The organism is Bradyrhizobium sp. RD5-C2 (assembly GCF_019972155.1).
Taxonomy (GTDB): Bacteria; Pseudomonadota; Alphaproteobacteria; order Rhizobiales; family Xanthobacteraceae; genus Bradyrhizobium.
Window position 1 is genome coordinate 295,920 of sequence record NZ_BOVL01000005.1, and the last position, 13,633, is coordinate 309,552.

The 13,633-nt window shown below is 64.9% G+C and carries 8 protein-coding genes and 1 tRNA gene; 6 read left to right on the plus strand and 3 right to left on the minus strand.

The window, feature by feature from the left end:
- Nucleotides 1–260: 260 nt before the first annotated feature.
- A complete protein-coding gene (locus BraRD5C2_RS03650) occupies nt 261–1,148 on the minus strand; it encodes an N-formylglutamate amidohydrolase (RefSeq protein ID WP_223966898.1) in 888 nt (295 codons plus the stop codon).
- A 306-nt stretch (nt 1,149–1,454) separates the two neighbouring features.
- Between BraRD5C2_RS03650 and cpdR the strand changes: the two genes are divergently transcribed.
- Nucleotides 1,455–1,814: a cell cycle two-component system response regulator CpdR gene (cpdR, locus tag BraRD5C2_RS03655; RefSeq protein WP_092123795.1), complete on the plus strand. Its 360-nt coding sequence runs from the start codon at nt 1,455–1,457 to the stop codon at nt 1,812–1,814.
- A gap of 79 nt (nt 1,815–1,893) precedes the next feature.
- Nucleotides 1,894–1,968, plus strand: a tRNA-Val gene (locus tag BraRD5C2_RS03660).
- A gap of 297 nt (nt 1,969–2,265) precedes the next feature.
- Here BraRD5C2_RS03660 and BraRD5C2_RS03665 read toward each other — a convergent pair.
- Both BraRD5C2_RS03665 and BraRD5C2_RS03670 read right to left on the minus strand, forming a co-directional pair.
- Nucleotides 2,266–3,102, minus strand: coding sequence for a hypothetical protein (locus BraRD5C2_RS03665; RefSeq protein WP_223966899.1), 837 nt, complete (start codon nt 3,100–3,102; stop codon nt 2,266–2,268).
- Nucleotides 3,099–4,730, minus strand: coding sequence for a putative bifunctional diguanylate cyclase/phosphodiesterase (locus tag BraRD5C2_RS03670; RefSeq protein WP_223966900.1), 1,632 nt, complete (start codon nt 4,728–4,730; stop codon nt 3,099–3,101). Before BraRD5C2_RS03670 ends, BraRD5C2_RS03665 begins: the two co-directional genes overlap by 4 nt.
- Before the next feature lie 307 nt (nt 4,731–5,037).
- Between BraRD5C2_RS03670 and BraRD5C2_RS03675 the strand changes: the two genes are divergently transcribed.
- The 4 genes from BraRD5C2_RS03675 to BraRD5C2_RS03690 all read left to right on the plus strand — a co-directional run bounded on the left by BraRD5C2_RS03675 (nt 5,038) and on the right by BraRD5C2_RS03690 (nt 13,595).
- Nucleotides 5,038–5,472, plus strand: coding sequence for a hypothetical protein (locus BraRD5C2_RS03675; RefSeq protein WP_223966901.1), 435 nt, complete (start codon nt 5,038–5,040; stop codon nt 5,470–5,472).
- A gap of 906 nt (nt 5,473–6,378) precedes the next feature.
- A complete protein-coding gene (locus tag BraRD5C2_RS03680) occupies nt 6,379–7,266 on the plus strand; it encodes a helix-turn-helix domain-containing protein (RefSeq protein ID WP_223966902.1) in 888 nt (295 codons plus the stop codon).
- A 336-nt stretch (nt 7,267–7,602) separates the two neighbouring features.
- Nucleotides 7,603–13,020, plus strand: coding sequence for a beta strand repeat-containing protein (locus BraRD5C2_RS03685; protein WP_223966904.1), 5,418 nt, complete (start codon nt 7,603–7,605; stop codon nt 13,018–13,020).
- Nucleotides 13,017–13,595 (plus strand): invasion associated locus B family protein, encoded by a 579-nt coding sequence (locus BraRD5C2_RS03690; RefSeq protein WP_223966906.1) that lies wholly within the window; start codon nt 13,017–13,019, stop codon nt 13,593–13,595. Before BraRD5C2_RS03685 ends, BraRD5C2_RS03690 begins: the two co-directional genes overlap by 4 nt.
- Nucleotides 13,596–13,633 lie beyond the last annotated feature (38 nt).

Genomic DNA, 13,633 nt, shown 5'->3' on the forward strand with positions numbered 1-13,633 from the left:
TTACCCAAGAAATGTTTCGAAAGTTCTTGCGTTTTGTGCAGCGCGGTCGCATATTGTTGCGGTGCGGTAGCGCCTCGCGCTATCGCTGCCCTCCTTGGGCGTTTCCTCCCTAGACTTGGGCCGCTTGTTCATTCAAGCGGCCCTTTTTTCTTGGGCCGTCATTTCTGCGAGTGAACTGGGAATCCAATTCGGCGCTTTCGCATCGCCAGTTTGAATTCTTGGTTCATGTCTTTATCGGCATCACGGTGCCGACGAAGGATTTACTCCGCTGCCGCCTGAAACGGGCCGAGATCTCCGAACGGAATTTTCGCGAGCGCATCCGCCAAGGTCGCGAAGTCGGCCGCCACCTGGGCGAAGCGCGGTGAACGCTCGCGTTGGCGCTCATCCATGTAGACCGCGCGGTTGAGTTCGATCTGCACCGTGTGCAGGCCGCTCGCCGGGTTGCCGTAATGCTCAGTGATGAAGCCGCCGGCATAGGGCTTGTTGCGGCCGACCGAATAGCCGAGCGAGCCCATGATCTCCTCGACCAGGTCGGGCAGCAGCGGCGCGCAGCTCGTGCCGTAGCGGTCGCCGATCACGACGTCGGGCCGCCGCGGCTCGTCGCGCGATACGCCGACTGACGGCATCGAATGGCAATCGACCAGAATCACGGCACCGAACGCCTGGTGCGCCTTGTTGATCAGCCGGCGTAGCGCGCGGTGATAGGGCTTGTAGAGCACCTCGATCCGCCGCAGCGCCTCGTCGACGTCGAGCCGCTCGCGGTAGATCTCCTGGCCGTCGCCGACCACGCGCGGGATGGTGCCGAGACCACCGGCCACCCGCATCGAGCGTGTATTGGCAAAGCTCGGCAGCCGTCCGGTGAACATCCGCGGGTCGAGCTCATAGGGCTCGCGGTTCACGTCGACATAGGACCGCGGGAAGTTGACCCGGATGATCGGAAACCCGCGATCGCTCACGCCCGCGATCAACTCGTCCATGAAGCTATCTTCGGAGCGGCGCAGCGAGGCCACGTCGATTCGCGACGCCTCAAGGAACTCGGCCGGGTACACCGAGCCCGAATGCGGGGAATTGAAGATGATCGGCGCGCGCCAGGCCTGCGGCTCAACGATCTCGAACGGGGGCGACAACTCGCCAGCAAATTCGGTCATTCCCTTGGCGCCGTCCCTTGCGTCCGCCTCGCCCCGCAAGAACTGATTCTGCCGGAAAAGCGGAGATTTATAGGCGGGCATTGTCGGTAATCGCGATCATTCTGCCAAGTGAAAAGAGTGTGGCGCCGCCTGGAACGCGTCTTAAAGGCGGGAAATGCCGCACAAGGTTGATTCGATGCGTGGTTTCGGTCCACAAATGGTCGGCGCGCATTTGCCGCTGGCTTGACGCAAATTTCACCCGAAATTTACCGTCTGTCGGGCTTACTGTTCGGACTGCTCCTCAAGCCGGATTCGACGATCCCTGCCATGCCGAAAATTCTTCTCGCCGAAGACGACACCGATATGCGCCGCTTTCTGGTCAAGGCACTGGAAAATGCGGGTTTCAAGGTCTCGCCGCACGACAACGGCATGTCGGCCTATCAGCGGCTGCGTGAGGAGCCGTTCGAAATGCTGCTCACCGACATCGTGATGCCCGAGATGGACGGTATCGAGCTGGCGCGCCGTGCCTCGGAACTCGATCCCGATATCAAGATCATGTTCATCACCGGCTTTGCCGCGGTGGCCCTCAATTCCGATTCGGAGGCGCCGAAAAACGCCAAGGTGCTGTCGAAGCCCGTGCACCTCCGGGAATTGGTTAGCGAAGTGAATAAGTTGCTGGCGGCCTGATTCGCCAAAAAACCTTCACTTTGTATCCTTGCCTGCCCCGTCCGGGTCCGTTATAGGGACCCGATCCAAACACGGCTTTGGGTGCGTAGCTCAGCGGGAGAGCACTACCTTGACATGGTAGGGGTCACAGGTTCGATCCCTGTCGCACCCACCACGCTTCGCCCTGACGGGCTTCGCGTGGCGCAGCCACGCGGAGACCATCAGGTCGAAGCGTGTCCGGCGTAGCTTGAGCTTGCGAAAGCGAAGACGGACTACCTCCGTAAGCAAGCTTATCCTATCGTCGCGCAGCGAGAGAAGGATGCCACGCCGAAGCCCAACGGGCGAAGGCGGGCCCTTGGCCGCGAGCTACGGCTCGGCAAGCCACGCTTCGCCATGACGGCGCTCTTCTGATTCAGCCTGCCAAACAGCTTGTTCGACGGCACGCCGGCGACATCGTTGGCGCGGTGCTGATTCAGTGCTGCAGGTTCCTGCCGCTCCAGGGGGAGGGCCGCGCCGGTGCGGCCGCGGCGCCGACCAACGGACGCCGATTCCAGTCCAGCACGGAGTCGCTGTGCAGCTGCTCGACGACCCACAGGAAATAAACCGAGGCGGGAATGCCGATCAGGTCGAAGACGAGCATCGATCCGCTGCCGTGCGTCGTCGCGTCAATGAGATGGATCAGCGCGCAGGAGAAGAAGACGCCCGCCAATGCGGCCCCCGACAGCGACCACACACCGGTCGCCAGATAGCGGCGCACCTGATGGTCAGCCAGATACCAGCCGACCAGGCCGTAGGTCACGGTGACGAACACATTGGCGTAGAACGTGGCCGAGGCGACGTCGATCCAGGTGCTCGGCATCGCCACGCGCGCGGCAAGTTCGGCTGACGTGCACAGGAACGGGATGTTCGCGCCGGGCTGGGCCATCGCCCAGGCCGCCAGCCAGCCTGCCGTGATGGCGAAGCCGCCGACCAGCAACATCGCGCGATGCGGCGAGAGAGCGATCAATCGCTCGCCCTGGCCGCCCAATATCGTCTCGAACCGCAGGTACACAAATGTCAAACCTGCCGGCAGCCCGAGCAGGGTGACGGCGAGCATCGACCAGGACACGCTTTCGCCCTGCAGCACCTGGAAGCCGTGCACCAGATGATGCGGGCCGCAGCTTGCAGCCATCATCGAAAATCCGATGCCGAAGCGGGACCAGCCGCGGTAACGATGCAGGCTGACCGTTTCCCAGGCCGACAAGACGCCAAGGCCGGCGTAAGCCAGTCCGATCGCCAGATTGCTGAGGCCGATGACGAGATACATCATCGCGAGACCGTCGCCTTGGTGCCCATGGGAGCCCCGATGTGATCAAGGAATTCGTCGATGAAATAGTGATGACCGCGCCGGACTGGTCCCTCCACCGGCTGCGCGGCGTGCAGCGCGCGTCCCGAACTCGGATGCCAGAGCGCCCTGGTCAGCATCGGCGCGATCTGTTCGGCGGCAACCGGCCGCGAAAAGAAATAGCCTTGGGCAACGTCGCAACCCATGCGGAGCAGCATTGCGGCCTGCTCACTCCGTTCCACGCCCTCGGCGATGGTGTGCTTGCCCATCGCGTAGGCGAGGCTGAGGATCGACGATACGATCGCCGTATCGCCGGGCTCGCTGCTGAGACCGTCGATGAAGCTGCGGTCGATCTTCAAGACTTCGGCCGGCATGTCGCGCAGGCGCGACAGCGATGAGTGCTCGGTGCCGAAATCATCGATCGCGACGAACACGCCGAGCTGGCGGATCTGATCGAGGATTTGGACGACCTCATCCGGGGCGCTCATCATGACGCTTTCGGTGATTTCGAGACACAGAGCGGTCGGATCGACATTGGTGCTGGCGAGAACCTGCCGGAGCTCCTGAATGAAGGTCGGCTCCGCGAGCTCGCGCGGCGACACGTTCACGGTCATGGCCAGCGGGCAGCCCGGCATCAGCCTCGTCCACTCGGCGAGCTGGCGACAGGATTCCTGCAGCACCTGTCGTCCGATCTTGACGATGAGCCCGCATTCCTCGGCGACGGGGATGAAGTCGGCGGGCGAGATGATGCCGCGCTCCGGATGTCGCCAGCGCACCAGCGCCTCGACGCCGACGACGCGTCCATCCTTCAGGCGGACCTGCGGCTGATACTCCACGAACAGCTGCGATTCCCGCAGGGCCGCCCGCAAATCGGATTCGATCTGAACGCGCTTCTCGGCGCGGGCATGCAGCTCGTCGTTGAACTCTGCCAGTCGCGCACGACCACGGACCTTTGCCGCATAGAGCGCGGTGTCCGCCTCGCGCAGCAATTGTTCGGCGCCCTTGGTGCCGGGCTTGCAGTGCGCGAGCCCGACGCTCGCCGATACCACGACTTCCTTGCCGGAAAGCAGGATCGGCTCCGCCAGCGCCGCAAGGATCCGCTTGCCGAGGTCCGCTCCGGAGCAGTCCGAGGCGCGCGGATGGAGAACCACCATCTCGTCGCCGCCGAACCGGCTCGCAGTATCTTCCGGCCCGAGACAGCCAAGGATGCGCCGGGCCATTTCGGACAACACCTCGTCGCCGCTGCTATGGCCGAGTGAATCGTTGACGAGCTTGAAGTTGTCGAGATCGACGAACAGAACCGCGATCCGCGCGCCGTCATCGGCCTCGCGCGCCAGTTCGAGATCCAGCCGCTCGAGCAGCAAGCTGCGCGTCGGAAGTCCGGTCAGCTGGTCATGCGCCGCCGTGTGCATCAGGCGTGCAATGACGCCGCGCAGGCGCTCGACCTCGGGGTTTGTTCCGACCGATGGAACGGCGGAATCACGCTCAACGCCCGAATGCTGTTCCCTGATCGCGGCCCCGAGCCGTATTGAAATGTTCGGCCGCAGTCCAGCCATTCCCGTCCCCACTATCACTATAATATCCGGTGACGGTAGGCAGTCTGGAGTTTGCAAAAGGTTGCGTGAAGGCTGCCCGCGACTTTTGCCCGATAACGATTTGCAAGATGGTTACAAATCTACGACAGGCGCGTGGTCCATTTGTTGCGACTTTCGTCGAGGGCCAATTGCCGCTGTGCCGACGCATGGCTACCGGAACGGGCGCGATTGCCGGGACAATCGGCCACCGGAATGACTCCGGCTCCCGAGGCCGGCGGCCCCTTCCGCATCTCGACGATCGCGGCGCGTCGGGCAATAAAGGGCGAGGAGCACAGTGTGCACAGGGCTCCCGGCGCGATCACGGAAGGTCGAAGGAGATATCGCAGTGCTCGATCATATCCTGAAGTTCATGACGCTCGGGACCATTATCGTCGGCGTCACCGCGATCTACACGGCGCTGCACACCAACAACCGGCGTCTGGGAGCCGACATCTTCCTCAGATATTCCGAGCGCATATCCGATCTGCGGCGTCGCCTGCCAACGGCGGCGTTCCATGACGAGGGCGCTGGCGGCGCCATCGAGATGACGCCGGACGAGCGCCGAATTGTGCATGAAGTCATCTTCTCGATCTTTGAACTTTACGAGCTCAAGGTGCATGGCTTCGTTCCGCCGGGAATCTGGAAGATCAGGGAGCCCGATATCGAACGGGTGCTCTCTTTGCCGGTCTTCCAGCAGGAGTTGGCGGTCGTGCAAGGCAGGTTCGCGAAGCATCCGCGCTTTGCGGCATGGCTCGACGGGATCGGGCAAGGCAAGGCATAGCCGGGCGACGCCCGATCGAGGACCGCATGCTCTGTCGCGGGCGTGCGGTCAGGCTCGCCCTTCGGCATGGCGGGCGTGTTGACCGACGAATGTCATGAGCCATCATGACTTTCGTCATCTCGACGTTCATATGAAAATGCCGCAGCGTGCGACGACATGTGCGCCTCGTGCGCGCGTGTTCCGTTCCCATCGATCTCATTGACGTCGCACGTGGTGGAATGCCGCATGATTAGGCAAGCGTCTTCAGGCGCGGTCGACGCGAATCCCGTGCGCGGGATTCGCGATGTGTCATGTACCGTGCTTAAGCTGCTGCGCTCTTGCGACGTTCATTTCGTCCCAGCGCGAAGATCGAGAAAATTTTCTGAAGTCTCCGCGATGATGCGTTGCCCGATCGCATCGCATGAAAGCAATGTTGGATTTCTTCACGGCGCACGTTGCTGCCGCTCTGGTTCTCGCACAGATTGTTCTCTAGATCGGCCAGACCGAGTCGATGACGGAGCTTCCGGGCCGGATCCGGCTATGACGCGACAATGATGAATGCCATGTGTGAGCCCGACTGCCGCAGGACCCATCGGCCCTATCAGGAGCGGCCGGCGTAAGCGGGTGATGTCCGCATCCGAAAATGCTGCTTCCTTGCCCGCCAGAAATTCGCCTGCCAGTCAGCGGCCGGCGACGTAACCTTGGGAATGCGCCCCCGTTGAGACGACGTTCGTCGTTTGCGACCACGGGGGACGGAATGACATGCCAGAAGACGACAATGCGCCGGCAAGTGCCGCCAGGCTCCTCGAACAAGTTCCTCTGCCGCGCGAGCCCCGGAACATCAGGGACATAGTCCCGGCGGTACCGCGGCTTTTCACGACACGGCTCTATCCGCCATCGGAACAGTTCGAGGTCTGGAAGACGCGCATGGCCTCGCTGATCGACGTCGCGCCGCCCGATGGCTATAGCCCCGCACAGGGGTTCGAGGTGGAGTACCTGACCTGCAACATGGCCGACGTCGTCTTCACGTCAGGACGCGTTGCCGATCAAACATTCGCGCGCGTCGTCGAACCCTCGCACGGCGCGCCGGTCGATATCTGGTGGCTGTTCCGCCTGCGCTCCGGCGAAGCCCGCTTCGAAACCGCAGAGCGGCGGGTTCACGCCGGGCCAGGCGCGATGTTCCTGATCTCGCTCGACGATGATTTCCGCGGCAGCATCACGGACTATGATGGCCTGGTGCTTGCTCTGCCGCGCCGGTCATTCGCAGACGTGGCCGATCAGCTTAACTGCGCCTGCAACATTCTGCTCTCGGGCAATCTGATCGAACTGCTGTCCGACTATCTCGACAGACTCGAAACGCGCCTGGTCCTGATGTCGCCGGAGGAACTGCGGCGGGCGGGGCGGGCGACCGCGCAGATGATCGCCGCATGCATTCAGCTTTCCTCGGACCGGCTGGAGCAAGCGCGCGGCGCAATCGAATCGGTGCTGTTCGAGCGTGCACGTCTTTATATAGAGACGAATCTCGGCGACTTCGATCTGACGCCGGATCGCATTGCGCAGCAATTGCGGATCTCGCGCTCTGCCCTCTACCGTGCATTCGAGAGCGTCGGCGGGGTCGCCGGATATATCCTGCGCAAGCGGCTGCGCGCAGCACATGCCGAACTGGTCGCATCCACCGACAGGCAGGTGCAGGAGATCGCCTATTGTCACGGCTTCAAGCTGGCGTCGGATTTCACGCGCGCGTTTCGGCGCGAGTTCGGCGTCAGTCCGCGCGAGATGCGTGAACGCGTGCGCCGCAGGTCAACTGCCGGTTGAAGATTTGCAGATTACCCCACGGTGCATCGAGCAAATCATTCAACTTGTGAGACGAACTGCGCGCTATTTGGACGGCCTGCTGAGTGACGTTGTCAAATATGTGTCTATCATTTTTGATATGACGACTCGGGGCACATTGATGGGGCAGTCGAGCGAGCGCTGGGTGGCAAGATCGCGCTCGTTGAGTTCGACACATCGTTGGCCAGGACAGGAAGGCAGCCGTGCGTTGCGCTGTCTTCATTTCGTCACATGCGGTCCCAAAGGACGCGCGTGTCGGCACAGTCCGCGCCAAGGCACCCCCGACGTCTGGACAAGATGTCACGAAGGGGGCGCACCATGGTTGTCGCACGCAACTCATCCGAATCGCTGAAGCGTCAAGGCCGCACCGGCTTCGTCCGGAGCTGGGTCGCCTCGGGCGATGCGGGCAGCCGTTCGCTGCGGCGTCGGCTGTTGGCAGTGCTGCGTCAGGCGCACCGGACACTGGGTGTGAAGCGCGACCGGCTCGGGCTTGGTGCGCTCGGCGTCGGCGGGGTCACCTCCACGACGGCCGCAACGCTCGGTGCGTTCGCGATCATGGTCGCCGCTACTTCGGTTGCGAGCGCGCAGAACTACAACGCCGGCACCGGAAGCGTCGCCTCGGGCGGCGGTGCAACGGCAGTCGGCACCAATGCGTCGGCGACGTCCTCGTCCGGGTCTGCCGTCGCGATGGGCGCCAACGCCAAGGCCAACGCGACAGGGCAAGGCTCTCCGATCGCAATCGGCGCCGCCTCGAACGCGAGCGGCACCGCACCTGCCGGCTTTAGCTTCGAGGCGATTGCCATCGGGACCGGCACGAACTCGACCGGACCATGGTCCACCGCCGTCGGCACCACGGCCACCGCGAGCGGGACCGGAGCGAGTGCGTTCGGCACCTCAGCGAGCGCGACGGGTAATCAGTCTACCGCGATCGGAAACGGCGCGAGCGCCAGCAACATCTATGCGATCGCGCAGGGCTACCTTGCCGCAGCATCAGGACAATATGCGGTCGCACTCGGTCGGAACGCATCGGCCACGGGCGACGGCGGAATGGCGCTGGGTGCCGGCACGATCGCAAGCAACATCAATGCGGTCGCGCTTGGCGTCAACGCCAATGCGGCCGCAGCCGGTGCCAGCGCTTTGGGCACATTCGCTGCTGCCACCGGTGGAAATGCGACCGCTGTCGGCGTCAGCTCCTCGGCGAGCGGTAACTTTTCGTGGGCCGGAGGCTGGTCGTCCGTTGCCTCGGCGGACAGCGCGACTGCTTTGGGCAAGCAGGCGGTCGCGTCGGGGATCAACTCATTCGCCGGAGGCAGCTCCAGCAAAGCAGGTGCAGATTTTGCCGTGGCTGTGGGCAACCAGGCGCAGGCGCTCAGCACCGGCGGCTCGGTCGCGATTGGATCGGGCGCAATCGTTAGCAGCACGGCGACCGGTGGCATCGCGCTCGGCAACAATGCGGCATCCGCCGGCACCAATTCGAACGCGACCGGCGTTGGGGCCAGTGCCGCCGGCACGAGTTCGCTGGCGATCGGCACTGCCGCAAATGCGAGCGCCGCTGCCAGCACTGCGGTTGGCAACACAGCCGTTGCCAGCGGCCAAAACTCTTCCTCATTCGGATCTGCAGCGAGCGCGGCAGGAGACAACTCTCTCGCGGCCGGCGTCAGCGCCAGCGCCAGCGGAGTAGCCAGTACCGCGCTCGGCATCGGCGCCAAGGCGTCGGCTACAAGCGCCATCGCTATCGGTAACAATGCCGCGGCCAGTTCCGCCAACGCGGTGGCCTTGGGCACCAACTCGGTGGCAACCGGCGGTCAGGCCGTCTCGATCGGCGCGAACAACACCGCCTTTGGCAACGGCGCGGTGGCGATCGGCGATCCCAGCTTTGCCAGCGGTACCGGCGCCTTCACCGGCGGCGCGAACAACATCGCCAACAGCGACGGCACGGCCAGCGCTAGCGCCGCCAACCAGGCCAACGGCGCGGTCGCGATCGGCAACAACAACAAGGCGATCGGGCAGGGCTCCGTGGCGCTCGGCAACGGCTCCACCGCGGGCGCCGCCGGTCTTGCCGGCAATATCGCACTTGGCAACGGCGCCACGGCGGCGGCAAAATCCGGCGATGTCGCGCTCGGCTCCGGCAGCGTCACCGTCGCCGCGGTCGGCACGCCGAATGCGGTGATCAACGGCATCACCTATTCGGGCTTCGCCGGCACCACCCCGGGCTCGACGGTCAGCGTCGGGGCGGTCGGCGCGGAACGGACCATCACCAACGTCGCGGCCGGGCGGATCAGTACGTCGAGCACGGACGCCATCAACGGTTCGCAGCTCTACAGCGTTGCCAATACGCTCTCGAGCCAGATCACCGCCGGCGCGATCCACGACTACAGCGTCAACAGCACGACGCCGGGAACCGACACCAACTACAACAACGCCGGAGCTACCGGCGCCAACGCGCTCGCGACCGGCGTCAGTGCAAGTGCCGCCGGCGCGAGCAGCGTTGCGGTCGGCACCGGCGCTGCGGCACGGGCATCATCCGACACGGCGCTCGGTTCGGGCGCGCTTGCCGCGTCGCTCAGCAATTCGCCGCAGACCGGAGCCGTTGCCATCGGTGCGGGGCAGGCCACGAATGATGGCGCCATCGCGATCGGCGATGGCTTCGGCGGTGGTCCGAAGGCTTCCGGGCGCGATTCGATTGCTCTCGGCACTCAGACCACCGCGTCGGGCTCCGCATCCAGCGCCGTTGGCGCCGGTGCGACGGCATCGGGCGCCAGCTCCTTTGCCGGCGGTATGTCCGCGACGGCCAGCCAGGCCAATTCGCTTGCGCTTGGCGCCAATGCCAACGCCTCGAACGCAAATGCGGTCGCGCTCGGCTCCGGCAGCGTGACGACCGCCGCGGTCGGCACCCCGAACACCGTGATCAACGGCACCACCTACAGCTTCGCCGGCACGACGCCGGGCTCGACCGTCAGCGTCGGTGCGGTGGGCGCCGAGCGCACCATCACCAACGTCGCTGCGGGACAGCTCAACAACGGCTCGACGGATGCGGTCAACGGCTCGCAGCTGTTTGCCACCAACCAGGCGGTCGATGGCCTTGCAAGCACCGTCAACAACATCAACACCGGCGGCGGCATCAAGTATTTCCACGCCAATTCGACGCTGGCCGATTCGTCTCCGGTCGGGACGAACTCGGTTGCGATCGGACCGGTGTCGACCGCCACCGGCGCCGGCTCGGTGTCGATCGGCAACGGCGCGACCGCCGCGAATGCCAACGATGTCGCGCTCGGCGCGGGCAGCCAGACCACGACGGCGGTCGGTACCCCGAATACGGTGATCAACGGTACGACCTACAGCTTCGCCGGCACGACACCGACCTCGACGGTCAGCGTCGGCACGGTCGGCAATGAGCGCACCATCACCAACGTGGCCGCGGGACGGCTCAATAACGGCTCGACGGATGCGGTCAACGGCTCCCAGCTCTGGTCCACCAACCAGGCCGTGGACGGTCTCGCGACCACCGTCAACAACATCAACAATGGCGGCGGCATCAAGTATTTCCATGCCAATTCGACGCTGGCCGATTCGTCCGCGGTGGGGACCAACTCGGTTGCGATCGGCCCGGTGTCGACCGCGACCGGCAGCGGCTCGGTGTCGATCGGCAACGGCGCGACCGCCGCGAATGCCAACGACATCGCGCTCGGCTCGGGCAGCCAGACCACCACGGCGGTCGGCACGTCAGGCATCACCATCGGCACCACCGCCTACAGCTTCGCCGGCACGACGCCGCTCTCGACCGTCAGCGTCGGTGCCGTTGGTGCCGAGCGCACCATCACCAATGTCGCGGCGGGACGGATCAGCAACGGCTCGACCGATGCGATCAACGGCTCGCAGCTGTTTGCCGCCACCTCGGCGATCGACAGCCTGTCGACCATCGTCAGCAACGGCCTGACGCATTATTATGGCGTCAACGACGGCGGCATCCAGAAGGCGAACTACACCAACAACGGAGCGACCGGCGTCAACTCGATGGCTGCCGGCGTCGCCGCGTCGGCGACGGCCGCGAATGCTACGGCGCTGGGCTTCAACACCCAGGCCACGGTCACCGATGGCGTCGCGATCGGCTCGGGCTCGATCTCCAACCGCGCGCTCGCGCCGGCGTCCGGCATCATCGGCGGCACCATCATCCCCTACAACACCACCGATCTCGCGCTGCTCGGCGCGGTGTCGGTCGGCAACGCGACGAGCTATCGCCAGATCACCAATGTGGCCGACGGCACCCAGTCGAGCGACGCCGTCACTGTGCGGCAGCTGACCGGCGCGCTGTCGTCGTTCGCGACCACGACGACAAAATACTTCCACGCCAACTCGACGCTCGCCGACTCGCTCGCGGTCGGCAACAATTCGGTCGCGGTCGGACCGCAGACCGTGGTCAATGGCGACAACGGCATCGGCATGGGCTTTGGCGCGACCGTGCAGCAGACCGCACCCGGCGGCATCGCGATCGGCCAAAATTCAGTATCGAACTTTGCCGACTCGATCGCGTTCGGAACCAATGCGGTGGCCAGCGGCATCCAGTCGGTGTCGATCGGCGCCGGATCCCAGACCACCAACCCGACCAGCGTTGCGCTCGGTCCGAATGCCAAGGCGACGGCACAGGCCGGCGACGTCGCACTCGGTGCCAATTCGACCACCTCGACGGTGGTCAAAACCGCCAGCACCACGATCGGCGGCACCACATACGCCTTCGCCGGCACGGCGCCGGCATCGACCGTCAGCGTCGGCAGCGTCGGGGCGGAACGCACCGTCACCAACGTCGCCGCGGGCCAGATCAGCTCGACCTCGACGGACGCGATCAACGGCTCGCAGCTCTGGGCCACCAACACCTCGCTCGACGCTCTCTATACGACGGTCAACAACATCTCGACCGGCAGTGGCGGCATCAAGTATTTCCACGCCAACTCCACCGCGGCGGATTCGTCCGCCACCGGCGCGGAGAGCGTCGCGATCGGCCCGCAGTCGGTCGCAAGTGGCGCGAACGCAGTGTCGATGGGCAACGGCTCGGCCGCATCGGGCGCCAATTCGGTCGCGATCGGCGCCGGCGCCAAGGCGACTTCGGCCAACTCGCTGGCGCTCGGCGCGAACTCGACCACCACGGCCAATCTGAGCGATGCGGCCTATACGCCCGTCGTCGGCAAGAGCGTCGCGGGGGTTGCGACCGGCGAAGTGTCGGTCGGCTCGTCCGGGGCCGAACGCCGCGTCACCAATGTTGCCGCCGGATCGGCCGCGACCGATGCGGTCAATGTCAGCCAGCTGCAGGCGGTTTCCAGCGGCTCGATCCGCTACGACACCGATGCCTCAGGGAACACCACCAACAAGGTGACGCTGAACAGCGGCAGCAGCGGGCCGGTCACCATCAGCAACGTGGCGGCGGGCGTCGCTGGCACCGATGCGGTCAACGTCAACCAGCTCAACAGCGCATTTCAGCAGCTCAATGGTCAGATCGGCGAGGTGCGGCAGGACGCCTGGCGTGCCGCCGCGATCGGCATGGCCGCGGCATCGCTGCGCTATGACGACCGGCCCGGCAAGATCAGCGCATCGGCCGGCGGCGGCGTCTGGCGCAGCCAGGGCGCGCTCGCCTTCGGCATCGGTTACACCAGCGAGAACAGCCGGCTGCGCAGCAATTTGGCGGCGACCACCGCCGGCAGCGACTGGGGCGTCAGCGCCGGCGTGAGCCTGACGCTCAATTGACCCGTACGGCGACGAGGCGGCTGGCGTGTCTGGCTTTGGCGATCTGGCTCTGCGCGGTGGTGAACGCGGCCGCGCAGGGCGTGCTGCCATCCGCCTACACCGTGAAGCCGTCGGACGTCGCGGTGCCGGAAGGCGAGACGCTCGGCGAGTTCAGGCGGATGATCCAGCCGTTCAAGAACTGGACCTTGATTTGCGACGAGAGCCTGAAATCGAAGCGCCGCGTCTGCAACGTCACGCAGTCGATCGTCAACGCGCAGGGCGCGGTCGCCTTCAACTGGTCGCTGATTGCGACCGCCGACGGCAAGCCGCTGATGGCGATGCGGATTCCCACAGCCGCCGGCGTCGGCGCCCAGATCGAGCTTGCGATGGGCAATAGTCCGGACCGCATCGTCGCGCAGACCGATCGCTGCGACGCCAATTTCTGCTTTGCCACGATCGCGATCGGCAATGTGCTGAGGCGGCATATCCGCGCGGCGACGCCGTGCCTGGTGTCCTATCCGCTTCCGCAAGCAGGGCCGATCGTGCTGGAAGCGCCGCTCGACGGACTGTCCGGCGTGCTGGCGAAGCTGAAATGAAGCGAGGTCGGACATGCGGATCTGGAATTCCGGCGTCC

Excerpts from the sequence above, each read along its gene's own strand:
- BraRD5C2_RS03650 (WP_223966898.1), bottom strand. The coding sequence starts at position 1,148 with ATGACCGAATTTGCTGGCGAGTTGTCGCCCCCGTTCGAGATCGTTGAG.
- cpdR (WP_092123795.1), top strand. The coding sequence starts at position 1,455 with ATGCCGAAAATTCTTCTCGCCGAAGACGACACCGATATGCGCCGCTTT.
- BraRD5C2_RS03665 (WP_223966899.1), bottom strand. The coding sequence starts at position 3,102 with ATGATGTATCTCGTCATCGGCCTCAGCAATCTGGCGATCGGACTGGCT.
- BraRD5C2_RS03680 (WP_223966902.1), top strand. The coding sequence starts at position 6,379 with ATGGCCTCGCTGATCGACGTCGCGCCGCCCGATGGCTATAGCCCCGCA.
- BraRD5C2_RS03685 (WP_223966904.1), top strand. The coding sequence starts at position 7,603 with ATGGTTGTCGCACGCAACTCATCCGAATCGCTGAAGCGTCAAGGCCGC.